17 protein-coding genes are annotated in these 23,357 nt (G+C 72.9%); 11 read left to right on the forward strand and 6 right to left on the reverse strand.

The window, feature by feature from the left end; translation table 11 throughout:
* The first annotated feature begins 264 nt into the window (after positions 1–264).
* The 4 genes from MTP10_RS14225 to MTP10_RS14240 all read left to right on the forward strand — a co-directional run bounded on the left by MTP10_RS14225 (position 265) and on the right by MTP10_RS14240 (position 6,809).
* Positions 265–2,439 carry a sensor histidine kinase gene (locus MTP10_RS14225; RefSeq protein ID WP_310709623.1) on the forward strand — a complete coding sequence of 725 codons (2,175 nt, stop codon included), beginning with the start codon at positions 265–267 and terminating at the stop codon, positions 2,437–2,439.
* 79 nt (positions 2,440–2,518) lie between these two features.
* A complete protein-coding gene (locus MTP10_RS14230) occupies positions 2,519–3,355 on the forward strand; it encodes an SAM-dependent methyltransferase (RefSeq protein ID WP_310709624.1) in 837 nt (278 codons plus the stop codon).
* A gap of 19 nt (positions 3,356–3,374) precedes the next feature.
* Complete coding sequence (locus MTP10_RS14235) at positions 3,375–4,181, forward strand: SAM-dependent methyltransferase (RefSeq protein ID WP_310709625.1); 807 nt, start codon at positions 3,375–3,377, stop codon at positions 4,179–4,181.
* A gap of 42 nt (positions 4,182–4,223) precedes the next feature.
* Positions 4,224–6,809, forward strand: coding sequence for a DUF6493 family protein (locus MTP10_RS14240; protein ID WP_310709626.1), 2,586 nt, complete (start codon positions 4,224–4,226; stop codon positions 6,807–6,809).
* A 48-nt stretch (positions 6,810–6,857) separates the two neighbouring features.
* On the opposite strand, the gene MTP10_RS14245 is transcribed toward MTP10_RS14240, so the two are convergent.
* On the reverse strand, positions 6,858–7,640 hold the full coding sequence (locus tag MTP10_RS14245) for an MBL fold metallo-hydrolase (RefSeq protein ID WP_310709627.1): 783 nt from the start codon (positions 7,638–7,640) through the stop codon (positions 6,858–6,860).
* A 62-nt stretch (positions 7,641–7,702) separates the two neighbouring features.
* Here MTP10_RS14245 and MTP10_RS14250 point away from each other — a divergent pair, with 62 nt between their 5' ends.
* Positions 7,703–8,101 carry a MerR family transcriptional regulator gene (locus MTP10_RS14250; RefSeq protein ID WP_310709628.1) on the forward strand — a complete coding sequence of 133 codons (399 nt, stop codon included), beginning with the start codon at positions 7,703–7,705 and terminating at the stop codon, positions 8,099–8,101.
* Positions 8,102–8,108: 7 nt separating this feature from the next.
* On the opposite strand, the gene MTP10_RS14255 is transcribed toward MTP10_RS14250, so the two are convergent.
* Both MTP10_RS14255 and MTP10_RS14260 read right to left on the reverse strand, forming a co-directional pair.
* Entirely contained in the window at positions 8,109–9,293 is a 1,185-nt protein-coding gene (locus tag MTP10_RS14255; RefSeq protein ID WP_310709629.1) for a hypothetical protein, read from the reverse strand.
* Positions 9,294–9,403: 110 nt separating this feature from the next.
* A complete protein-coding gene (locus tag MTP10_RS14260; RefSeq protein WP_310709630.1) occupies positions 9,404–11,035 on the reverse strand; it encodes a phospholipid carrier-dependent glycosyltransferase in 1,632 nt (543 codons plus the stop codon).
* Positions 11,036–11,112: 77 nt separating this feature from the next.
* On the opposite strand from MTP10_RS14260, the gene rsmI reads away from it, so the two are divergent.
* Entirely contained in the window at positions 11,113–11,961 is an 849-nt protein-coding gene (gene rsmI, locus MTP10_RS14265; RefSeq protein ID WP_310709631.1) for a 16S rRNA (cytidine(1402)-2'-O)-methyltransferase, read from the forward strand.
* Between the two features lie 10 nt (positions 11,962–11,971).
* Positions 11,972–13,552 (forward strand): phospholipid carrier-dependent glycosyltransferase, encoded by a 1,581-nt coding sequence (locus tag MTP10_RS14270; RefSeq protein ID WP_310709632.1) that lies wholly within the window; start codon positions 11,972–11,974, stop codon positions 13,550–13,552.
* Here MTP10_RS14270 and MTP10_RS14275 read toward each other — a convergent pair.
* Complete coding sequence (locus tag MTP10_RS14275) at positions 13,488–15,029, reverse strand: hypothetical protein (RefSeq protein WP_310709633.1); 1,542 nt, start codon at positions 15,027–15,029, stop codon at positions 13,488–13,490. The genes MTP10_RS14270 and MTP10_RS14275 overlap by 65 nt on opposite strands.
* 99 nt (positions 15,030–15,128) lie before the next feature.
* Between MTP10_RS14275 and MTP10_RS14280 the strand changes: the two genes are divergently transcribed.
* Genes MTP10_RS14280 through MTP10_RS14290 form a run of 3 tightly spaced genes read left to right on the forward strand, consistent with a single transcriptional unit; the run spans position 15,129 to position 19,128 of the window.
* Positions 15,129–16,433 (forward strand): glycosyltransferase family 2 protein, encoded by a 1,305-nt coding sequence (locus MTP10_RS14280; protein WP_310709634.1) that lies wholly within the window; start codon positions 15,129–15,131, stop codon positions 16,431–16,433.
* Between the two features lie 56 nt (positions 16,434–16,489).
* Complete coding sequence (gene metG / locus MTP10_RS14285; RefSeq protein ID WP_310709635.1) at positions 16,490–18,271, forward strand: methionine--tRNA ligase; 1,782 nt, start codon at positions 16,490–16,492, stop codon at positions 18,269–18,271.
* Between the two features lie 2 nt (positions 18,272–18,273).
* Positions 18,274–19,128 (forward strand): TatD family hydrolase, encoded by an 855-nt coding sequence (locus tag MTP10_RS14290; RefSeq protein WP_397202504.1) that lies wholly within the window; start codon positions 18,274–18,276, stop codon positions 19,126–19,128.
* A gap of 34 nt (positions 19,129–19,162) precedes the next feature.
* Here the strand turns inward: MTP10_RS14290 and MTP10_RS14295 are convergent, their stop codons facing one another.
* Positions 19,163–20,374 (reverse strand): hypothetical protein, encoded by a 1,212-nt coding sequence (locus MTP10_RS14295; RefSeq protein ID WP_310709766.1) that lies wholly within the window; start codon positions 20,372–20,374, stop codon positions 19,163–19,165.
* The gene (locus MTP10_RS14300; RefSeq protein WP_310709637.1) at positions 20,374–22,323 is read right to left on the reverse strand and encodes a serine/threonine-protein kinase; all 1,950 of its coding nucleotides are present in this window, start codon (positions 22,321–22,323) and stop codon (positions 20,374–20,376) included. The genes MTP10_RS14295 and MTP10_RS14300 overlap by 1 nt, the downstream gene beginning before the upstream one ends.
* Before the next feature lie 70 nt (positions 22,324–22,393).
* On the opposite strand from MTP10_RS14300, the gene rsmA reads away from it, so the two are divergent.
* Positions 22,394–23,260, forward strand: coding sequence for a 16S rRNA (adenine(1518)-N(6)/adenine(1519)-N(6))-dimethyltransferase RsmA (rsmA, locus tag MTP10_RS14305; RefSeq protein WP_310709638.1), 867 nt, complete (start codon positions 22,394–22,396; stop codon positions 23,258–23,260).
* Positions 23,261–23,357 lie beyond the last annotated feature (97 nt).

The raw sequence follows: 23,357 nt of genomic DNA on the forward strand, positions 1-23,357 counted from the left end.
TGGGCCGGTGGTGGGACATGGTCGGAACCCTTGCTTCTCGCTTCCCCCGAGCGGTCTGCTCAGGTCTTAAGCCTCCCTCACTGGTTCGCCCGAGGGGACGTGAGAAATCCCGATATAGATACCTATTTCCTGAGTAGGGGGACGGCTAGGTATGGCGGCCCGGGTGGTGGCCGTAACGGCCTGGCCACGATGGGCGAAATGGCACCTTGAAGGGTCCATAATCCTGTCCAGCGTGGCACGCGGGGGCGAGGAAGCGGGGACAGGATGGCCGGACTGACCGGCGCGGACGGCACCACCGAGGCGGACGGCTCGACCGAGAGGGCCGGGGTCAGGACCGAGGGGCCCGGGAGCGCGACCGAGGGGTCCGGGAGCACGGTCGCCCAGGCCGGCGCCGCCGTGGCCGCGGCCCTCGGCCCGGTCCTGGAGATCACCGCACTGCTGATCTTCGCGGGCCTGCCCGACGCGTGGCTGCCCTCCCTCACGGCGACGCCCCAGTCCGCCGCCGCCCTCACCTTCCCCGTCGTCGGCGCGTTCCTGATCCACCACCGGCCCCGGCTGAACATGGCCTGGCTGATGTGCGCGGGCGGCCTGGCGGCCGGCATCAGCGACTTCTCCCAGGCCCTGATGTTCCGGCTCGCCGCCGAGGGGGAGCTGGCCACGGCCGGCTACCTGCGCTTCGCCGGGAGCATCGGCTGGGCGGTGTGCGGCGTGACCCTGACCACGCTGCTCCCTCTGTACTCGCCCGACGGCCGCCTGCCCTCGCCGCGCTGGCGCCCGGTCGTGGCGCTGGGGGCGGTGGCCCTGGCAGCCGAGATGCTGAGGTCGTTGTTCCGCCCGGACCCGCCGCCGTCCGGCTACGCGTTCCCGGCCGTGATCCCGAACCCGCTCCAGATCCCCGCGCTGGCGCCGTACAACGACACGATCTCCACGATCGCCTGGACCGGCATCTACGTCGCGATGGCGCTGTCGGCTCTGTCCCTGGTGGTGCGCCTGCGCCGCGCGGACTCCGTCGGCCGGCGGCAGATCGGCTGGCCGTTGCTCGCCTACATCGGGTACATCGTCTTCCTGGTCGTGGGCGCGTTCGTGCCCGGGCTGACGTGGCTGTCGATCACCTGGGCGGCGCTGATCCCGGTGGCGCTGGCCTTCTCGGTGACCCGGTACCGCCTGTACGGGATCGACACCGTGATCAGCCGCACGTTCGTGGCCGCCGGCCTGCTGGCCGTGGTCAGCGCGGTGTACTTCGGCGCCGGGGCGCTGGCCGGTCTGGTGGTCTCCGGGTACGACGAGATCGCGGGGCTGGTGGCCGCCCTGTTCGCCGGGGCGTTCTTCCAGCCGCTGCGGCGCGCGCTGCAACGCGCCGTCGACCGCCTGCTGTACGGCAAGGTCGGCGACCCGCGGCTGCTCGCCGAGCGGCTGACCCATGAGGTGCGGCGGGCCGACCCGGCGGAGGCGCTGAACTCGGTGGTGGGGGTGCTGCGCGACGGGCTCGCCGTCGAGGGCGCCGCGGTGGAGGTGGCCGACGGCGAGCCCCGCTACGTCGAGAGCGGCCGGGTGGGCGACGAGCCGCGTGAGGTGCCGCTCGTCTGGCACGGCGAGCTGGTCGGCCGCCTGCTGGTGGGGCCGCCGGGTCCGCGCCGGTTCCCGGCCGCGCACGACGAGCGGGTGCTGGCCACGCTCACGCCGTACGCCGCCGACGTGGCCCACGCCGTGCGGATGGCCGCCGACCTGCAACGCTCCAGGGAGCGCATCCTCACCACCCGCGAGGAGGAGCGCCGCCGCCTGCGACGGGACCTGCACGACGGTCTCGGCCAGACCCTGTCGGGCATGGCCATGACCATCAACATCGCCCGCAGCCGCCTCAAGAGCTCCCCCGACTCCGCCGACACGCTGCTCCAGGCCCTCCGCTCGGGCATGGACGCCGTCGCGGGCGACATCCGCGAGCTGGTGTACGGCCTGCGTCCCCCGGCGCTCGACGACCTCGGCCTGGCGCGGGCCGTACAGGAGCTGGCCGGCCAGTCCTCGCCCGAGACGGTGGTCGAGGTGGAGACGGTGGTCGAGGTCGAGACGGGCGGCGACCTGGGCGGCCTGCCGGCGGCCACGGAGGTGGCCGTCTACCGGATCGTCCAGGAGGCCCTGACGAACGTCCGGCGGCACGCCGACGCCCGCCACGCCCGCGTGGTGCTGCGGCGGGAGCCGTCGGCGCTGCGGGTGCGCGTCAGCGACGACGGCCGGGGCCTGCCCGACGGGCACCGGGCGGGCGTCGGCCTCGGCTCGATGCGGGAGCGCGCGGCCGAGCTGGGCGGAGTCTGCGTCATCGGCCCCGAGCCCGGGGGCGGCACCCGCGTGGAGGCCGTGCTGCCCCTCCCGGCGGCCGGACCGGACGAGACCGGGACCCCGCCCGAACCGGCGCACGGGACCGCCGACCGAACTTCGTTCTGACGTACTTCGCCGATCTTGTGGCACGGGGCCGGGTTTTTCCTAGAATCAGGCCCAGAAGATCACAGCGAGAGGGGGTCGTGTGAGCGACCTGGACCGCGTGCCACCGCCCGGAGTCGACACCCGAGTCCCGAGCGTCGCCCGCATGTACGACTACTACCTCGGCGGGAAGGACAACTTCGCGGCCGACCGCGAGGCGGCCGAGAAGATGATCGAGCTCGGCCTCCGGATGGGCAACGACGCCCGCCAGATCGCCCGGGCCAACCGCGGCTTCCTCGGCCGGGCCGTCCGCCTGCTCGCCGAGAGGGGGATCACCCAGTTCGTCGACATCGGCGCGGGCCTGCCCACCCAGGACAACGTCCACCAGGTCGCCCAGCGGTACGCGCAGGGGTCGCGCGTCGTCTACGTCGACAACGACCCCATCGTGCTGGTCCACGCGCGGGCCCTGCTCGCCCGCGACCCCGACGTGCTCGCCGTGGCCGGCGACCTCAAGGACCCGGACGCGATCCTCGACGACCCCGAGGTGACCGCGCACATCGACTTCTCGCGCCCGTACGCCGTCCTGCTCGTCGCGGTGCTGCACTTCGTCACCGACGACGCCGAGGCCGCCGCGGTCGTCGCGCGGATCCGCGAGCGGCTGACCCCCGGCTCCTACCTCGTGCTGTCGCACCTGTACGAGGGCAACGCCACCGACGACATGGCCCACGCCGGCCAGAAGGTCTACTCCGGCACGACCTCGGGCGGCCTGGCCCGGCGCGGCTACGACCAGATCGCCTCCTACTTCGACGGCCTGGAGCCGCTCCCGCCCGGGATCGTGCCGGTGGACGCCTGGGACCCGCACGGGGAGCCCGGCCTGGACCTCGACCTCGACCGTCCGGGCATCCTGGCCGGTGTCGGTCACGTATCCGCAAGCGACTGAGACCTCCGATCGGAGACCAATGGACGACCAGAGCGCTCGCTCCGCCTGGGACCGGGTCGACACCACCAAGCCGCACTCGGCCCGTGTGTGGGACTACCTGCTCGGCGGCAAGAACAACTACGCCGTCGACAAGCAGGCCGGCGACACGATCCTGACGCTGTTCCCGGCCTTCGCCGAGGTGGCGCGCCTCCAGCGGCGCTTCCTCAACCGAGCGGTGCGCTTCCTGGCCGGGCAGGCGGGCATCCGCCAGTTCCTGGACATCGGCACGGGCCTGCCCACGGCCAACAACACCCACGAGGTGGCCCAGTCGGTCGCCCCCGACTCCCGCGTCGTGTACGTCGACAACGACCCGCTCGTGCTGGTCCACGCGCGGGCGCTGCTCGCCGGCACGCCGGAGGGCGTCACCGAGTACATCGACGCCGACGTCCGCGACCCGCAGCGGATCCTGGAGGGCGCCGCCAAGGTGCTGGACCTGTCCCGCCCGGTCGGGCTGACCATGCTGAGCATCATGGGCCAGGTCCCCGACGCCGACGACCCGGACGGCATCGTCCGGCAGCTGCTCGACGGCCTCCCGCCGGGCAGCTACCTCGCCCTCAGCGACGGCACCAACGGCAACCCGGCCCTCGTCACGGCCGTCGAGAGCTACAACTCACGGGCCGCCTACCCCTACCACCTGCGCGCCCCCGAGCGCGTCGCCGCGTTCTTCGAAGGGCTGGACATGGTGGAGCCGGGCGTGGTCCCGACGCCGCTGTGGCGGCCCGACGCCGAGAGCGTGAACCCCTCCGATCCGGTCAGCGCCGTCTGCGGGGTGGGCCGCAAGGCCTGAGCCTCCGGTGATTGTCGGCGGGCGCCGCTATGGTCCCCGATCATGACTGGAGCATGGGAGGCGGTCCGCGCCGCCGTCGCGAAGGAGGACGCCGCCGCCACGGCGGCCGTGGTCGCCGGGCTGACCGGCGACGAGCGGGGCGAGGTGGCCCGCGAGCTGCCCGGCCACCTGGCCGTGCTGAAGCGCGAGGCCGCCGGTGGTGAGAGGCCCTGGGACATCTGGTCCGACGGGGGACGCGGCTGGGCGGAGCCGCTGCGGGTCGCCGGGGCGGGCACGATCGGCGGGGCCGCCGCCGCGGCCGTGTGGCTGAACCGCCGCGAGTTCCAGCGGTTCTGGGACCAGCCCGACGACGTGCCGCACATCCTCCACGCGGTCGCCGCCCGCTCCCCGGAGTGGCAGGCCGATCTCGCCGCCCGCCTCGCGCTGCGGCTGCGCGGCACCGACAACGACTCCGGCCGGTCGGTACGGCTGGCACTGGAGCTGCTGCGCCGCACCGGCGCCGAGCCGCCCGCGCACGACCCGCTCACCCTCGCCTGGGTCCGCGTCTGGCCGCCCGACCCGGGCGGCGCGCCGCTGCTCGACGCCATGCTGCCGCGCCTGTTCGAGGTGGAGGGGGTGGGCCGGCTGCTGCGCGCCGACGAGGAGCGGCCCGTCCGGCTCGCCGCCCTCGCCGCCCGCGGCCGGATCTCCCGGGCGTTCCTGCTCGACGGCTGCGTCAGCCGGTTCCTGCGCGGCGGCACCGCTGCCGACCTGCGCTTCTTCGTCCGCCTGCACGAGGCCCTCGACCCGGCCCCCGATGAGGTGGCCGGGCGGCGGCGCGACTACGCCCGGCTGCTGCCCGCCGCCCCCGCCAACGTCGCCGACCTCGCGCTCAGGCGGCTGCGCTCGGCCGGCCCGCTGGACCCGGAGGAGGCCGCCGAGGCGGTGGAGGGCCTGGTGTTCCGCGCCGAGGGCAGGCTGGTGCGCGCCGGGCTGGCCTGGCTCGACCGGCTCGTCCGCGACCACCCGGGCGACCTCGACGGCTACGCCCCGGCCCTGGCCACGGCGCTGGTGTGCGAGGCCGGCGAGGCCCGCGACCGCGCCGCGCGGCTGGCGCTCAAACACGCCGGCCGCTTCACCCCCGACGGCGCGTCGGCGATCCGCGACGCCGTCGCACTGATGCCGGCCGGAGAAGGGGTGGAGCTCGCCCAGGTGTTCGGCGGGGACCCGGTGCCCGCCTTGCCGGACCCGGCCCGGTTCATCCCGCCCTCGCTGCCTCCGGCTCCAAGGCCGGCCCGCATGCCGCCGCCTGTGACGGCGCCCGAGGCGTTGACCGGCTTCACGCCGAGCGAGTACGACTGGCTCGCGCCGGAGCGCTGGCTGGACGCGTTCGTCCGGCTGGCCGCGAGCGACCGGCGGGGCCTGACCGAGGCCCTCGCCCCCGTGGCCGCCCGCTTCCGCACCCGGGTGCTCTGGGGACGCCCCTGGTGGCACGCCGACGAGTGGGTGATGGCCATGGCGAAGGAGCTGACCGACCCTGGCACGGAGCGCAGGGCCGCCGAGCGGACCACGAGCTTCGGCGCGCCCGCCACGATCCAGGAGCGCGTCCCCGAGTCCGGGCACGCGAGGCTGAGCCGGCTCATGCCGCTGCGCCGCTACGCCGAGGTCTACGAGGCGCTGACGGCCGGCACGCTGCCGCCGTACCTGCTGGCCACGCCCACCTACGCCAGCGGCCTGCTCGACGCGGCCGAGCTGGTGGAGCGCCTGGAGGGCTACGAGCGCGACGGCGTCGAGCCGCTGCCCGTCGACCTGGAGCAGGCGCTGCTCCGGCTGTCGCGGACCGCGTCCGCCGAGGTCGCCGGGCGGGCCGCGCGACTGACCGGCGCGGCGGGCCGGACGGTCGCCCGCCTGCTGTCCGCCGACCGCGTCGACCCCCGCGTGGAGCTGCGCTGGGAGGACACCCCGAACGGCCCGCTGATCGTGCCCGTCCTGTTCGCGGGCGGCTCGGGGATCACCGTGCTGGACGGGGAGATGACGCACTCGCGGCGCGACGAGGTGCTCGAACTGCTGCTGCCCGTGCTGGCCTCCCACCGGGATCTGGCCGCGGCCCACGCCGTTCACGGCCTGCTGTCGTACGCCCCGTACAGCAAGCCGGGGCTCGACGCTCTGACCGCGCTGGCCGCGGCCGAGGGGCCTGCCGGGGACGGAGTGGGCTTCCTCGTGGCGTACCACCTGTGCGAGAGCCCGGAGGAGGCGGTGCCGCGCCTGCTGGAGCTGGCCGCCTCCGGCGGGCTGCCGGGCGAGGGGACGGGCCGTGGGCTCGCCGCGCTGCTCCGGTATGACGAGACCCGGTGGGAGTACCGCTGCTACAGCCCCGCCGGGGTGCTGCGGGCCCTGGAGGAGCTGGCCCGGCGCGGCGCGCACCGGGAGGTGTGGGGGGTGCTGGCCGGGCTGCTGACCGGCTACCTGCCGGGGCCGGGCGAGCGGGCCACGAGCACGCACACCCGGATGATGACGCTCGCCGCCGACGTGGCCGGCTGGGCGGGGGCGCGCGGCGCGCTGGCGCCGGTCGCCGAGCTGGCCGCCCGCCCACGCGAGACCGGCCTGGTCCGCCAGGCCGGCCGCCTGCACACCACGCTCACCGCTTAGCCGCCAGGCCCGCCGGCCCGGCTCACGCACGCTCCTTACGAGTTCGGCTCACCGCTGGGCGAGCTCCCACGGGTCGTGGGCGGAGAACACGTCCACCCCGTGCTCGTGGGCCAGCGTGCGCAGCCGGACCTGGTTGGCGATCCGGAGCTCGGCGTCCACCTGAGCCAGTTGCTGGACGAGGTCCATCAGCGGGTGCGCGACGGGCTCCGGTTCGAGCTCGCGGTGGTAGAAGTAGGCGTCGCCGGCGTGCAGCAGCCAGCGCTCGCCGTCCCTGACCGCCACGCCCGCGTGTCCCCGCGAGTGCCCGCCGAGCGGCACGAGCAGCAGGTCGTCCAGCCCCTCCAGGGGCCGCGCGCCCTCCATCCCGAACCAGGTCTCGCCGCCCTCGCCGTAGGTGACCCAGCGCGGGCCGTGCGCCCAGTGGCCGGGCCGGTAGCGCCGGCTCGGCGCCTGCTCCGCGGCGGCCTCCAGCTCGGCCGCCATGACGTGGACGGCGGCACCGGGGAAGTCGGGCAGCCCACCGCTGTGGTCCACGTCCAGGTGGGTGAGCACGATGTGCCGCACGTCCGCGGGGTCGTACCCGAGCGCGGGGAGCCGCCGGGCGGCGGTCTCGGCGGGGGCGAGCGCGGGCGTCACCTGCTCCACCCACTCGGTGTCGAGCAGTTCTCCGGGGCGGGTGATGTCGTCGAGCCCGAGGCCGCTCTCGACGAGCACGAGGCCCGAGGAGGGCGTCTCGATGAGCAGGGCGTGGCAGACCGCCGGGGCGGAGGGCAGGCCGGTGGTGGACTCGATCTCACGCATCGAGCCGAGGTTGAGGTGGTGAATCTTCATGCGCCTACAATGCGACTTGAAGCGCGGTTCAAGTCAAGCGCGCGAAAAGAAGGGCGTCGTTGGTGGAAGAGACACTGCTCGACATCGGTGAGGTGGCGCGGCGGTCCGGCCTGGCCCCGTCGGCGCTGCGGTTCTACGAGCGCAAGGGCCTCATCGAGTCGGCGGCGCGCAACGGCCTGCGCCGCGCGTACCGGCCGGAGACGCTCGACCGGCTGGGGCTGATCGGCTGCGCCCGCGACGCGGGGTTCACGCTGGCGGAGATCGGCGCGTTCCTCGGGGCCCGGCCGTCCGACACGGCGCTGCGCGAGCGCATGGCGGTCAAGGAGCGGGAGGTGGACGCGCGGGTGCGGCAGCTCACCCGGCTACGTGACAGCCTGCGCCACGCCGCCGTCTGCGCCCACGACCCGCTCGTCGAGTGCCCGGACTTCAAGCGAGCCATCCGGAACGTCAGCGCCCCCTGAGGAGGGGTCAGCCCGCGCTGACGTACTGGCGGGGCCGCAGCGCGTGGCCGCGCAGCGCGGCCAGGGCCGCGAAATGGCCCACCCGCGACATGCGTACGGCCAGCTCGTCGCCGAACGCGAGCCCGAGCGCCGTGAGCCGCTCCACCAGGTCGTCGACCGGCTTGGCGACGTCGCCCGGCTCCGTGGCCGGATGCCAGCCCTCGTCGCCCACCACCTCGGCCACCCGGCGGCGCAGCTCGGCCGGCGAGATGAGCGACCCGTCGGCCAGCAGCATGAGCGCCGCCTCCCGGGCCGACAGCTCGAACTCCTGCTCGCCCTTGGGCAGCAGCAGCCGCGTGACCGCCTCCCACATGGTGTCGGGGGAGAGCAGCAGCCGCCTGCCCACGGCGGTGATGGACAGCCGGGCGCCGTCGCGGCGCAGCGCGCTCAGCTCCCGCTCGGCCAGGTCGCGCAGCCGCAGCGCCTCCGGCGACGGCGCGAGCCGCATCGGCAGGCTCTCCTCCGAGGCCGCCAGCGACAGCAGCCGGTGGAGCTGGGGGACCGGCTGGGCCGGCACCGGCGCGTGCAGCCGCACCTCGAACGGCTGCGCCAGCTCCCGGCGGGCCGGACCGCGGCCCAGCACCCACCGGTTGAGCCGCTCGCCGTGGACGCGGTTGAGCCAGCTGTCGCCGCCCAGGTCGGCCCGGGGCTCGGTGAGCCAGCGCCGGGTCAGCGCGACCCGGTCGACCTCCTCACCGGCCAGGATGGCCAGCTCCAGCGCGGCGGAGCAGGCCACGTGCGCGCCCAGCTCCTCCGGCCCCATGATCGTGCTCCACTGGAGGTCCGGCACGTCGGGCGGCAGCACCCCTGTGGCCTCCAGGGCCTCCTGGTAGGCGACGGTGCCCGCGTCCTCGCCCTCGCGCGCGTACGTGCGCAGGATGTCCAGGGTGGTCGGGGAGACGCACAGCGCGGCGTAACGCCGCAGGCCGCCGAGGTGGAGCAGGCGGCCGAGCGAGCGGGCCAGCCGCTCGTGGTCGCCGCCGACCTTCAGCGGGAGCGTGTACCAGAGGAACTCGCAGACATCGAGCTGCGTCACCGTCTCCAGCGGCTCGCCGCCGGTCAGCCACTCGACGGCCGTTCTGGCCTCCTCGGCCAGATCCGGCTCGGAGCGCTCCAACTCGGCGAGGAGCGCGGCGACGTCTGGTGCACTCATGCCTCGAAGTTTGCCGTATCGACCCCGGGCCTGACGATGCCCGAAGCCGGTGCGTATTGGGTCGTGCACGGATCTACCCTACGAAACAACTGGTAAGTGGGCCGCCACTGTCAGATCCACCGTTTGTCGAAGAGCATGCGGGCCTTCCATTCGGTGTAGGGGATGAGCTCGCCGGACAGGATCGGGTGCAGCCACCAGAAGTTGATGAGAGCCAGCAGCGCGAACGCCCCGACCACCGCCGCGCCGATCGTGCGCCTCATCGGCAGCGCGCCGGTGGCGGTGCGCGTGGCCGGCCCGATCAGCCACCCCGCGCACAACGTGATGGCCAGCACCATGAACGGCACCATGGGGATCGCGTAGAACAGGAACATCGTCCGGTTCTGGGCGATGGCGAAGTAGAACCAGGGCAGCCAGCCCATGGCGTAGGCCAGCAGCACCGCCCCGGCCCGCCAGTCGCGGGAGGCGACGTACCAGGCGATGAGGGCGACCAGCGCGAGCAGCGCGCCGAACCAGATCACCGGCGTGCCCACGCCCAGCACGGCCTCGGAGCAGTCGCGCGTGCCGCAGACGTTCTGCCGGCCCTCGTAGTAGAAGGCGACCGGGCGCAGCAGCAGCGGCCACTGCCACGGCTCCGACATGTACGGGTGGGACGTCTCCAGCCCGCTGTGGAAGGTGAAGACCTGCCACTGGTACTTCACCCACGACCGCATCGAGTCGAACACGAAGTAGAACGGCCCCGCCGAGGTGGCCTGGTCCCAGTTGCGGCCGTAACCGCCCGCCGTGACGAACCAGCCCGTCCACGTCGCCATGTACGTGACGAACGGCACCACCCCGAAGGCCGCCACCGCGGGCGGCACGTCCTTGGTGAAGGCCCCCGCGTACGGCCGGCGCAGCCCGACCGCCCGGCGCGCCCCGAAGTCCCACAGCACCGCCATGACGGCGAACGCGGCCAGGAAGAAGATCCCCGACCACTTCACCGCGCAGGCGGCCGCCAGGCAGGCGCCCGCGGCGATCCGCCACGGCCGCAGTCCCAGCGACGGGCCCTCCGGCGACAGGGGGCCGTTCTCGTACCACTCGACCAGCCGCCGCCGCGCCCAGTCGCGGTCGGCGACCAGGCAGGCGAACCCGGCCAGCACCCAGAACATCAGGAAGATGTCGAGCAGCGCGGCCCGGGACAGCACGAAGTGCAGGCCGTCCAGCGCGAGCAGCAGACCGGCGAAGCAGCCCAGCATGGTCGAGCGGGTCATTCGCCGCGCCACCCGGGCCAGCACCAGGATCGACAGCGTGCCGACGACCGCGGCGGCGAAGCGCCAGCCGAACGGCGTCATCCCGAACATCCACTCGCCGGCGCCGATCATCCACTTGCCGAGCGGCGGGTGGACCACGTAGGAGGCGCACTTGTCGAGCTGGTCGGCGGAGCACTTCTGCCAGATGTCCAGATTGCCGGCGAGGATCGCCTTGTCGGCGTCCTTGATCGTGACCCGCTCCACCAGCCACGAGATCAGCGAGTAGGCGTCCTTGGCGTAGTAGGTCTCGTCGAAGACCACGGCCTTCGGATGGGCCAGGCCGATGAAGCGCAGCGCCCCGCCGAAGGCCGCCACGAGCAGCGGCCCGAGCCAACCCCACAGCGGGTTCGAGGGCATGGGCGGGACCATCCGCTCGCGCACGGAACGCGCCGGGGGACTGCTCTCGTCGGCCTTCGGCTCACCAAAGGCGTGGTACGCGAAATCGGTCACCGCCATTCGGACATCGTACGGGCCTCAAGCCGGTGTTTACCCGTGAACACGGTCCGATCGGGAGGTCCTGCCACAATGGCCGAGTGAGAGAAGACGGCAGGCTGGTACTGGCGGGAGCCCCGATAGGCCAGGCGGGCGACGTCTCGCCACGGCTGCGCGACGTGCTGCGGAGCGCCGACGTGGTGGCCGCCGAGGACACCCGGCGGCTGCGCAGGCTGGCCGCCGACCTCGGGGTGGAGATCGGCGGCCGGATCGTCTCCTACTACGACGCCAACGAGGCCGGCCGCGCCCAGGAGCTCATCGAGACGCTCAAGGAGGGCCGCACGGTCGTCGTCATCACCGACGCGGGCATGCCGGGCGTGTCGGACCCCGGCTACCGGCTGACCCGCCTGGCGGTCGAGGAGGGCGTCACGGTCACCGCGCTGCCCGGCCCGAGCGCCGTCACGACCGCCCTGGCCGTCTCCGGGCTGCCCAGCGACCGCTTCTGCTTCGAGGGGTTCCCGCCGCGCAAGCAGGGCGAGCGCGCCCGCCGCCTGGCGTCGCTGGCCGCCGAGGAGCGCACGATGGTGTTCTTCGAGGCGCCCCACCGGCTGCGCGAGTCGCTGGAGGCGATGGCCGGGGCGTTCGGCCCCGACCGGAGCGCGGCCGTCTGCCGGGAGCTGACCAAGACCTACGAGGAGGTGCGCCGCGGCGGCCTGGCCGAGCTGGCCGCGTGGGCGGCCGGCGGGGTCAAGGGCGAGATCACCGTCGTGGTCGCGGGCCACGTGCCCGACGAGGGACCGCCCGACGTGGAGGCGCTGGTCGCGGAGGTCGACCGCCGCGTGGCCGCCGGCGAGCAGCGCAAGGCCGCCGTCGCCGACGTCGCCAAGGCCGCCGGGATGCCCAAGCGGGACCTCTACGACGCGGTACACAAAAGATCTACCACGCCTTAGGGTGCAGTCCGTGAAGGACTGGGGGAGCTCACCGCGCAGGCTCGTGCCGCCGATGCAGGGAGCCACCCTGTGGGGCTGGCTCGGTCCCGTCCTCGTCGCCGTCTTCGGCGGGATCCTGCGCTTCGTCCGCCTGGGCGAGCCCCGCTCGATCGTCTTCGACGAGACCTACTACATCAAGGACGCCTACTCCCTGCTCACGTTCGGCGTCGAGCGCACCACCCTGGGCGACGCCAAGAACCCCATCGCCGACCGGCGCATCATGACCGGCGACCTGGACATCTGGCAGCACTGCCCGAACCCCGCCGACTGCGCCGCGTTCGTCGCCCACCCGCCGCTCGGCAAGTGGATGATCGGCGCCGGCGAGTGGATGTTCGGGATGACGCCGTTCGGCTGGCGCTTCGCCGCCGCGGTCGTCGGCACGCTGTCGATCCTGGTGCTGGCCCGGGTGGCGCGGCGGATGACCCGCTCCGCCCTGCTCGGCTGCCTGGCCGGTCTGCTGCTGGCCCTCGACGGCCTGCACCTCGTGCTCTCCCGCACGGCGCTGCTCGACATCTTCCTCATGTTCTGGGTGCTGGCCGGGTTCGCCTGCCTGGTCGCCGACCGCGACTGGGCGCGCGGCCGGCTCGCCGCCCGGTACGAGACCTCGCCGCTGACCTCGTACGGCCCCCGGCTCGGGTTACGGCCGTGGCGGGTCGCCGCGGGGGTGTGCCTGGGCGCCGCCTGCGCGGTGAAGTGGTCCGGGATCTTCTTCCTGGTCGCGTTCGCCCTGATGAGCTTCGCGTGGGACATGGGCGCCAGGCGCGCCGCCGGGCTTCGCGAGCCGTACAAGGGGGCCTTCTCGCTGGACCTGCCGGCCGCGAGCGCGGCGCTGGGGCTCGCGCCCGCGCTGACCTTCCTCGCCTCGTGGGGGAGCTGGTTCGCCCACGAGGGCGGGTACGGGCGCGACTGGGAGCGGGCGACCTCCTCCGGGCCGCTGTTCTTCGTCGTCGACTCGGTGCGGTCGTGGCTGAAGTACCAGATGCAGGTCCTCGGCTTCCACACCGAGCTCGACGCCTACCACGAGTACATGTCGGAGCCGTGGACGTGGCCGGTGCTGTTCAGGCCCGTCACCTTCCACTACGTGGGCGGCAGGGCCGGCTGCGGCGCCTCCGCGTGCTCCGAGGCCGTGATCGGCGCCGGCACGCCCGCCCTCTGGTTCGCCGCCTGGCTGGCCCTGCTGTGGCTCGTCGTGCGGTACTCCGCGGCCCGCGACTGGCGGGCCGGGGCGGTGCTGCTCGCGGTGGCCGCCGGCTGGCTGCCCTGGTTCTACTACGCGATCGCCGACAACCGCACGATGTACCTGTTCTACATGATCCCCGTCGTGCCGTTCATGGTGCTGGGGCTCACGCTGGTCGCCGGACTGGTGCTCGGCCGGGAGGACGCCAGGCCCGCGCGGCGGGCCGTCGGCGCCGCCGCCGTGGGCGCGCTCGCGCTCGTCGTGCTGATCGACTTCTGGTGGTTGTCGCCCGTGCTGACCGGCGAGCTGCTCACGCAGGCACAGTGGTGGGCTCGGATGCTGACGCGCTCGTGGGTCGAGGTCGCCCCCAAGTGATGCCGCGGCGCAGCGTGATGGCCGCCGCGACGCACGCCAGCGGCACCGCGGGCAGCACGTAGCGGTAGTCGAACTCCGCCGTCGCCGCCGGCGCCAGCAGCAGCCCGAAGGCCCCCAGCCACGGCAGCGCCACCGGCCCCCCGAACCTGCGCCAGCGCACCGCCACGCCGTACAGGCCGACCAGCATGATGCCGCCCAGCAGGATGCCCCGCAGGTAGAACACCTTCTGGTAGCCGCTCATGATGTCGGCCCACGGCGAGACGATGCGCGTCTCCGGCGGGCCCTGCTCGTAGGAGAACGCGTCGGTGTCGGTGCGGCCCTGGTAGGACGGCCAGTTGGGCAGCCGCTTCGGCCGGCCGCTGGTGTCGAGGTCGTAGTACGGGCGGAACTCGTACATGTTGTACGTCTGCTCGTCCGGGAAGCGCGGCCGGCCCCAGTGGAAGGCGCGGAAGAAGTCACGCGTCACCACCTTCAGGTAGTCGCCAGGCTGCGACAGGATCGCCCGCGTGGCGAACGCGCTGGCCGCCTCGTTGGTGATCTCGGTGAACTTCTTGCCGGCGCCCCACCGGTGCAGCACCTCACCGGTGCCCGTGCCGCCGCCGCCCTGGCCCCACAGGTACCACTGGGCGTAGTCCTTGCGCTGGTCGACCGGGTCGTTGATGCACAGCAGGAGGAGTTCGAGCTCCTTGTACTTGTCGATGTGCATCTTCGAGCAGTCGGCGAAGATCGCCGTGCGCATGTAGAGGATGAGCCCGTCGCTGTTGGTCATGGCGAACTTGCCCATGCTGGCGGAGAACCAGCCCATGTAGCTGAGGATCGGCACCGCGCAGGTCAGCACGACCGCCACGATCGCCTTCCAGCTCGTGCGCTTGACCACCAGGTACGCCACCACGAGCGCGAGGATGGGCAGCCCGATCGAGCGGGTCAGCCAGGTCAGCGCGAGCAGCAGGCCGACCAGCGCCCCGACCTGCCACGACATCCGCCGGTGCCACAGGACCAGCGTGACCACGCCCACGACCAGCAGGATGAACATCGAGTCGGACATGATGAGCTGTTCGAGCTGGATCTGGTAGGCGTCGAAGAGCACCGGCGCCGCCGCGAGCGCCGCTCCCCACTTCGGCAGCGCGAACCTGCACCGCAGCAGCGCGTAGATCAGCACCGCCGTGGCCAGCCCCATCAGGTGCTGCGTGAGCACGACCAGCGTGAAGCTGTGGAACGGCTTGAGCGCGAGCAGCCAGAACCCGTAGCCGTCGGGCCTGATCGGGTGCGGTCGCGGATGCAGCGCCACCGAGACGTACTCGTACGAGTCGTTGAACCACATCGCCGGGCCGTATCCCAGCATGGTGACGATCCGCAGCACTCCGCCCAGGGCGAAGGCCACGGCGAACACCCGATGACGGCGCAGAAGGCCCAGCGCGCGCGCCGTCCGGCCAGGGGCGGAGTGGTCCACAGGGGTAATCTCCGCGACGCTCACCATGCTGTAAAGAATGCCAGCCGTTTCTAGGACTTGCCCCGACCAAGTCTGGGCAGAGGGCATGATGGTGTGCCTGAAGTGTCCTAACTGAAGGGTTGAGACGTGGAACTGACGGTGGTCATGCCCTGCCTCAACGAGGCCGAGACCGTGGAAGTCTGTGTGCGCAAGGCTTTGGCGTGCATGGAGGAGCACGGCATCGAGGGCGAGGTGCTGATCGCCGACAACGGCAGCACGGACGGCTCCCAGCAACTCGCCCGAGACGCCGGCGCCCGCGTGGTCCACGTCGACGAGAAGGGCTACGGCAACGCCCTCATGGGCGGCATCCGGGCCGCCCGCGGCAAGTACGTCATCATGGGCGACGCAGACGACTCCTATGACTTCACCGCGTTGCTGCCGTTCGTGGAGCAGCTCCGCGACGGAGCCGACCTGGTGATGGGCAACCGGTTCAAGGGCGGCATCTCGCCCGGCGCCATGCCCCCGCTCCACCGCTACCTGGGCAACCCGGTGCTGTCGTTCGTCGGCCGGCTGTTCTTCCCCTCGGCCATCGGCGACTTCCACTGCGGCCTGCGCGGCTTCCGGCGCGACTCGATCCTGCGCCTGCAGCTCCAGACCGGCGGCATGGAGTTCGCCTCCGAGATGGTGGTCCGCTCCACGCTGTCCGGCCTGGACGTGCGCGAGGTGCCCACCACGCTGTCGCCCGACGGCCGCTCCCGCCCGCCGCACCTGCGCTCCTGGCGCGACGGCTGGCGTCACCTGCGGTTCCTGCTGCTCTACAGCCCCAAGTGGCTGTTCTTCTACCCCGGCCTCGTCATGATGGCGATCGGCCTGGTCGCCGGCACCGCGCTGACCTTCGGCCCGGTGGAGATCGGCGAGCTGGCCTTCGACATCGACACCCTGGTCGGCGCGTCGGCGGCGGTGGTGATCGGGTTCCAGGCGGTCCTGTTCGCCGTGTTCACCAAGGTCTACGCGGCCGAGGAGGGATTCCTGCCGGAGTCGCCCCGCATCCGCAAGCTCATCGACATCGTCAGCCTGGAGAAGGGCCTGGTCGTCGGCGGCGCGCTCGCCCTGGCCGGCCTCGTCGGCCTGGTGATGTCGCTGGTGCACTGGCAGGTCCGCAGCTTCGGCGAGCTCGACCCGCGCGAGTCGCTGCGCATCGTCGTGCCCTCGGCGACGGCGCTCATCATGAGCTTCCAGACCATCTTCGCCGCGCTGTTCGTCAGCATCCTCGGCATCCGCCGCACCCGCGAGACCCCCGTCGACGTGGCCGCCAAGGCCGCCGAGGAGGCCGCCGAGGCCGTGTCCCGCGAGCAGGCCGAGAAGGCCGGGAAGGCCGTGGAGAAGACCGTCGAGCAGGCCGCGGACAAGCCGGCCGAGGCGGCGCCGCGCGAGGACACCACCACCCGCTGACCCGAGGGGCGGGAATCGGTTCGAGCCGCCCGCCCCCGACCCGTAGTCTTGGAACCATGTCCCAGCACATCTTGACCGCCGTCGCGTGGCCGTACGCTAACGGCCCTCGCCACATCGGGCACGTCTCCGGATTCGGCGTGCCGTCCGACGTCTTCAGCCGCTACCAGCGGATGGCGGGCAACAAGGTGCTGATGGTCTCCGGCACCGACGAGCACGGCACGCCCATCCAGGTCCAGGCCGACAAGGAGGGCGTGAGCGCCAAGGAGCTCGCCGACCGCTACAACCGCGTCATCGCCGAGGACCTCACCGGGCTGGGCCTGTCCTACGACCTGTTCACGCGCACCTCCACCCGCAACCACTACGCGATCGCGCAGGAGATCTTCAAGGGCCTGTACGACAACGGCTACATCTTCCCCAAGACCACGATGGGGGCGATCTCGCCGACCACCGGGCGCACCCTGCCCGACCGCTACATCGAGGGCACCTGCCCCATCTGCGGCTACGACGGCGCGCGCGGCGACCAGTGCGACAACTGCGGCAACCAGCTCGACCCGATCCAGCTCATCAACCCCAAGAGCCGCATCAACGGCGAGACCCCGGTCTTCACCGAGACCGAGCACTTCATGCTCGACCTGCCCGCCTTCGCCGAGGTGCTCGGCTCCTACCTGCAGGCCAAGCAGGGCGAGTGGCGGCCCAACGTGCTGAAGTTCGCCCTCAACCTGCTCGGCGACCTCCAGCCGCGGGCGATCAGCCGCGACCTCGACTGGGGCGTGCCCATCCCGCTCGACGGCTGGCGCGACCAGCCCAACAAGCGGCTGTACGTGTGGTTCGACGCGGTCGTCGGCTACCTGTCCGCCTCGATCGAGTGGGCCAGGCGCTCCGGCGACCCCGAGGCGTGGCGCCAGTGGTGGCAGAACCCCGACGCCCGCGGCTACTACTTCATGGGCAAGGACAACATCGTCTTCCACGCCGAGATCTGGCCGGCGATGCTGTTCGGCTACAACGGCCAGGGCGCCCGCGACGGCAAGCCCGGGTCGCTGGGCACGCTCGACGTGCCGTCCGAAGTGGTGTCCAGCGAGTTCCTGACCATGGAGGGGCGCAAGTTCTCCTCCTCGCGCCAGGTCGTCATCTACGTGCGCGACTTCCTGGAGCGCTACGACGCCGACGCCCTGCGCTACTACATCGCCGTGGCGGGCCCGGAGAGCCAGGACACCGACTTCACCTGGCAGGAGTTCGTCAACCGCAACAACGGCGAGCTGGTCGCCGCCTGGGGCAACCTCGTCAACCGGTCGATCTCGATGGCCGCCAAGAACTTCGGCCAGGTGCCCGAGGCCGGCGACCTCACCGACGCCGACCGGCGGCTGCTGCAGCGCTCGCGCGAGGCGTTCGGCCCCGTGGGCGCCGAGCTCAACCGCTCCCGGTTCAAGAACGCCATCACCGAGGCCCTCGACGTGGTCCGCGACGCCAACCGCTACCTCGCCGAGCAGGAGCCGTGGAAGCTCAAGGACGACCCGGACCGGCAGAAGTCGATCCTGCACGTCGCCCTCCAGGTCGTCGACGACGCCAAGACCATGCTGACGCCGTTCCTGCCCGGCTCGTCCAACAAGGTCCACGCCATGCTCGGCGGCGAGGGCGTGTGGTCCGGCATGCCGGAGATCCGTGAGGTCGACGAGGACGGCGGCGCCCCGTACCCGGTGATCACCGGCGACTACGACGGCGCGGCCCGCTGGGAGCACCAGCCGATCAAGCCGGGCGTCCCGCTGGCGCCGCCGGTGCCGCTGTTCAAGAAGCTCGACCCGAAGGTGGTCGACGAGGAGCTGGCCCGGCTGGGCCAGTGACGGTGAGCACGCCGCCCGCCGCACCGGAGCCGCTGCCCGCTCCGGTGTTCGACAGTCACTGTCACCTCGACATCATGGTGGGCGACCGGCAGGCGTCCTCGGGCGACCCGGTCGCCCAGGCGGCGCAGGCCGCGTCGGCCACCGTGAGCGGCATCCTCGACGACGCCCGCGCCGTCGGGGTGACCCGGCTCGTCACGATCGGCTACGACCTGCCGTCCTCCCGGTGGAACGCCGAGGTGGCGGCCGCCCACGCCGACGTCCACGCCGGGGTGGCGATCCACCCCAACGAGGCGCACGCCGCCACCCCCGAGGCGCTGGCCGAGATCGAGGCGCTGGCCGGGCGGCCGGAGGTGCGCGCGGTCGGCGAGACCGGGCTCGACTACTTCCGGGACTGGGCGAGCCGCGACGACCAGCACGCCTCCTTCCGGGCGCACATCGAGATCGCCAAGCGCACCGGCAAGGCGCTGGTCATCCATGACCGCGAGGCGCACGGCGACGTGCTGAAGGTGCTGGCCGAGGAGGGGGCGCCGCCGGTCGTGGTGTTCCACAGCTTCTCGGGCGACGCCGAGATGGCCGCGGAGTGCGCGGCGGCGGGCTACCACATGTCGTTCTCCGGGCCCGTCACGTACAAGAACGCCGGCTACCTGCGCGAGGCGGCCCGGGTGGCGCCGGTCGAGCTGATGCTCGTCGAGACCGACGCGCCCTACCTGCCGCCGGTGCCGCACCGCGGCAAGCCCAACGCGCCCTACCTGATCCCGCTGACGCTGCGCTGCCTGGCGGAGGTCAGGGGCGTCGACCCGGGCTCGCTGTGCGAGGCCATCAGCGCCAACGGCGTCGCCGTCTTCGGCGCATGGTGACCTGGCTCGGATCCGGCTCTGGCCTGGCTCCGGCCTAGCTCCCGAGCGACATCCCGAAGTCGGCCCCCTTGAGGGGCCGCACCTCCTGCGGGTCCTCGGCGTTGCGGCCGGTCACCGCGACCTTCCCGTACGGCGCGGCGTCCGGGCGGCCCACGAACAGCTTGTTGCCGGCGAAGGCCACGGCGTAGCCCGTCAGATCGTCGCCCGTGCCGGGCAGCATGCGATCGTCTCCCGGGTTCCTGAACGGCATCACGCGGACGCCGCCGCCGTACGGGGCGCCGATGGCCAGCCGACCGTCGGCGGAGGCGGCCAGGGCGAAGCCGAACGCCTGCTTGCCGTCCTGCCGTACGGTCCTGAAGGGGGTGAGCTCGGGGTTGAGGAGCTGCACGTAGCCGGCTCCGGGCGCGCCCACCGCGAGGCCCACGCCCTCGGCGTACGCCACCGCGTAGCCGTACCTGTCGCCGTCGGCGTCAGAGGGCGAGTCGATCTTCGCGCCCGACAGGCCGGGCGCGAGCGGGTCGGCGATGGCCACGACCGAGCCCGAGTCGATCTTGCCTGAGCCGACCTGCCGGCCCGCGCCGTCGTCGTTCTCGTACGGCACGCCGACGATCAGCTGGTCGCCCGCCCCGAAGGCCAGCGACCAGCCGAACTGGTCGCCCACCTCGCCGTTGCCCGGGACCTCCGGCGACTCCTGGCTGATCCGGCGCGGCCGGCCTTCGCCCTTGGTCACGTAGACGGCGCCCGTGTCGGTCACCCGCGCCTCGTCCTCGTACGGGGCGCCGATCGCGACCAGGTCGCCCTTGCCGGCCACGGACCAGCCGAAGTGGGCGTCACGCTGCGGCTCGGACGCGGTGAGCTGCCTGGGCGGCGCCGCGCCACCGCCGTACACGACGTAGGCGGCGCCGGCGTCCTCGCTGCCACGCACGTCCGTGAACGGCGCGCCGACGACCAGGTCCGCGCACGAGTCGGCGTTGACCTTGGCCAGCCGCACCGACCAGCCGAACCCGTCACCACGCGCCAGGCCGGGCACCGGGACGGGCACGACCTTCTGCCCGGAGACGACCTGAACGGCACCCTTGTCGTCATCGGCGAACGGGTCACCCACGGCCACGTCGTCCACGCCGTCACCGTCGAAGTCACTCGGACTCGTACAGGCGACTGCCCGTGTCCGGATGGACAGCGTGGTCGTGTGAGGGGCCGTCGCGGACAGCGCCACCGCCAGGGCGACCGTCGCCCGCAGGATCATCACAGCCTGACCTCCACCTGGCGGCCGCCCTTGAGCAGGGTCGCCGTGAGCCGGACGGGCGTGCGGTAGAGCGGCAGGTCGAAGACGTAGGCCCGGTCCAGCCGGCCACCCGGCGCGATCACGTCAGGAAGCCGGACCGGCACCGGGTCGTGCCGGCCGCCCTTGTCGTCCAGGATCGACACGGCGGGGCTGCCGATCTCCCGCGGCGCACCGCCCGGGTTGATCATCGACCAGCGCACCACGCAGAGCTGCCCCTGGGTCTGCCGCGTGCCCTCGTACTCCTTCAGCCCGCACGTCGGCGCCGTGGCGACCACCAGCACCGGATCGTCGAACGCCGTGCCCAGCGCGAACCTGCGGCCGAGGTCGCCCGGCTCCCGTTGCGCCGTGGGGGAGGCGGTCCGCGTCCGGGTGGGGGAGTCGACGTTGCGGCTGGAGGTGAGGATGAGGACGGCGGCGGTGACGGCGATGGCCAGGACGGCGGCGGCCGCGGCGATGAGCCACCGGGTGCCACGCGGACGCCGCCCGTGCTGATCCTGCGGCGGGGTCGTGTCGGACGCCTCCACGGGCCGGGCGGCCCGCCCTGGCACCGCCCCAGCCCCGATCCCGGCCTGGGCCTGTCGGACCTCCTGGCCCTTCCCCCTGTCCTTGCCCGGGGCCTTCCCGGCCGGGCCCTTCCCCCTGTCCTTGGCCGGGGCCTTCCCGGCCGGGGCCTTCGCCCGGGACTCGGCCTCGGCCTGAGCCCTGGCCCGGGCCTCGGCCTCCGCGTGGGCCCGCGCCTGGCTTTCGACCTGAGCCTGCGCCTCGGCCTCCCAGCGGGCCAGCTCCTCCCTGGCGGCCAGCTCCTCACGCCGCGCCAGCTCCTCCTCCGACAGCCCGCCCATCCCCTCCTTGCGCGGCCTCTCGACGTGCGGCGTCGAGGGCGAGGGCGAGGGCGGCACGGTGGGGGCTTCCACCGCCGTTCGGCTCGTCAGGGTGTCGGCGGGAGGGGGAGTGGCGAACGTCGCGGTGATGTCGGGCTCGTCCACCACGTTCTGCGGCGCCTGCCACTCGCTCATCAGCTCGGTCGCCACGAGCGTCGGCGGGTCCACCGCCGGGGCGGCCTTGACGGTCGCACCGGGAGCGGGCAGCGCGCCGCCGACCAGGGCGATCACCAGATCCTGTGCCGAGGGCCGCTGGGCGGGGTCCATCGAGGTCGCCTGCCGTACGAGATCGTTGAGCGGGGCGGGCAGCGTGCCGAGCTCCGGCGTCGTGTGCAGCACCCGGGAGGCCAGCGTGATGACGTCACCGCGTCCGAACGGGTGACGGCCGTTGCCCGCGTAGGCGACCAGACAGCCCCAGGCGAAGATGTCCACGGCCGGGGTGATCGCCTCACCGCGTACCTGCTCGGGAGCCCACCAGCCCGGGCTGCCGAGCAGCTCGCCGGAGAGGGTGAACCCGGTCTCCCGGTCCAGCGCCCGCGCGATGCCGAAGTCGATCACGCGCGGGCCGGACAGCGACAGGATGACGTTCGCCGGCTTGAGGTCGCGGTGGACCAGCCCCGCCACGTGGATGGCGGCCAGCGCCGCCGCGACGCCGAGCGCGACGCCGTGCAGCGGACCGGGGTCGAGCGCGCCGTACTGGGAGATCTGCGCCGACAGGGGGGTGCCCGCGATGTACTCCGTCACCATGTACGGGCGGCCGTCGCCGGTGTTGCCGTTGTCGAGGACCTGGGCGGTGCAGAACGACGCCACCTTGCGCGCGTTCTCCACCTCGGCGTGGAAGCGGACCGCGAACCCCTCCTGGTTGGCGAACTCCACCTTCACCACCTTGACCGCCACGAACCGCCCCGTAGGAGCGCGGGCCAGGAACACCGTGCCCATGCCGCCCTCCCCGAGGCGGCCGAGTAACCGGTATGGACCGATTTCCCGCAGATCCGTCGGGCGGAGCGGCGCGGCGCCCGTTGGCTCCATGAGGGATGTCCCTTCCTGTTCCACGCCATCCTCCCCTGTGGTCCCCCCGTACGCCATCGCACGTTCTTCGATGCGGGAGACTGGTTGGATGATGAGGCTGTTGGGCCCAACAGAGATACGTATTTTGGCGGATAAGCTCGATCTTCGTCCTACGAAAAGGCTAGGACAGAACTTCGTCATCGACGCGGGGACCGTCCGGCGCATCGTACGGGCAGCGGACCTGTCGCCGGAAGACGTGGTGATCGAAGTGGGACCGGGCCTCGGGTCGCTCACGCTGGCGCTGCTGCCCTCGGCCCGGCACGTCGTGGCCGTCGAGATCGACCCCGTGCTGGCCGCCCAGCTCCCCGTCACCGTGGGGGAGCGCGGCCTCGGCGACAAGCTGACCGTGATCCCGGCCGACGCCATGCGCGTCGCCCCTGCCGACCTGGGCGGCCACACTCCTACCGCGCTGGTGGCCAACCTGCCGTACAACGTGGCGGTGCCGGTGGTGCTGCACCTGCTGGAGGCGCTGCCGTCACTGGCCAAGGGCCTGGTCATGGTCCAGTCGGAGGTGGCCGACCGGCTCGCGGCGGGGCCGGGTTCCAAGGTGTACGGGGTGCCGTCGGTGAAGGCCGCCTGGTACGCCGACGTCCGGAGGGCCGGGCCGGTGGGCCGCACGGTCTTCTGGCCGGTACCGAACGTGGACTCGGGCCTCGTCTCGTTGGTCCGGCGTGACCCACCGCCCACCAGCGCGACGCGGCGGGAGGTCTTCGCGGTGATCGACGCCGCGTTCGCCCAGCGCCGCAAGACCCTGCGGGCGGCTCTGTCGTCATGGGCGGGCAGCCCGGCGGCGTCGGAGACGGCACTCAGGGAGGCCGGCGTCGACCCGTCGGCGCGCGGCGAACAACTGGACATCCACGCCTTCGCCCGCATAGCCGAGCACAAGCCCCAGCCGTAAGGCGCACCGCAGCGTCCGCAGCCACTTTTCCACAGCCACGCCCCCGGCCGGTCGCTCTTCCACAGAACCCCGCTCGGCTCCCCGCCCCCACGGCCGC

It is taken from the genome of Nonomuraea sp. 3-1Str (assembly GCF_031570565.1).
Taxonomy (GTDB): Bacteria; Actinomycetota; Actinomycetes; order Streptosporangiales; family Streptosporangiaceae; genus Nonomuraea.

Excerpts from the sequence above, each read along its gene's own strand:
- MTP10_RS14275 (WP_310709633.1), bottom strand. The coding sequence starts at position 15,029 with ATGGTGAGCGTCGCGGAGATTACCCCTGTGGACCACTCCGCCCCTGGC.
- MTP10_RS14260 (WP_310709630.1), bottom strand. The coding sequence starts at position 11,035 with ATGGCGGTGACCGATTTCGCGTACCACGCCTTTGGTGAGCCGAAGGCC.
- MTP10_RS14300 (WP_310709637.1), bottom strand. The coding sequence starts at position 22,323 with ATGGAGCCAACGGGCGCCGCGCCGCTCCGCCCGACGGATCTGCGGGAA.
- MTP10_RS14235 (WP_310709625.1), top strand. The coding sequence starts at position 3,375 with ATGGACGACCAGAGCGCTCGCTCCGCCTGGGACCGGGTCGACACCACC.
- MTP10_RS14295 (WP_310709766.1), bottom strand. The coding sequence starts at position 20,374 with ATGATCCTGCGGGCGACGGTCGCCCTGGCGGTGGCGCTGTCCGCGACG.
- MTP10_RS14245 (WP_310709627.1), bottom strand. The coding sequence starts at position 7,640 with ATGAAGATTCACCACCTCAACCTCGGCTCGATGCGTGAGATCGAGTCC.
- MTP10_RS14240 (WP_310709626.1), top strand. The coding sequence starts at position 4,224 with ATGACTGGAGCATGGGAGGCGGTCCGCGCCGCCGTCGCGAAGGAGGAC.
- metG (WP_310709635.1), top strand. The coding sequence starts at position 16,490 with ATGTCCCAGCACATCTTGACCGCCGTCGCGTGGCCGTACGCTAACGGC.
- MTP10_RS14225 (WP_310709623.1), top strand. The coding sequence starts at position 265 with ATGGCCGGACTGACCGGCGCGGACGGCACCACCGAGGCGGACGGCTCG.
- MTP10_RS14255 (WP_310709629.1), bottom strand. The coding sequence starts at position 9,293 with ATGAGTGCACCAGACGTCGCCGCGCTCCTCGCCGAGTTGGAGCGCTCC.
- rsmA (WP_310709638.1), top strand. The coding sequence starts at position 22,394 with ATGCGGGAGACTGGTTGGATGATGAGGCTGTTGGGCCCAACAGAGATA.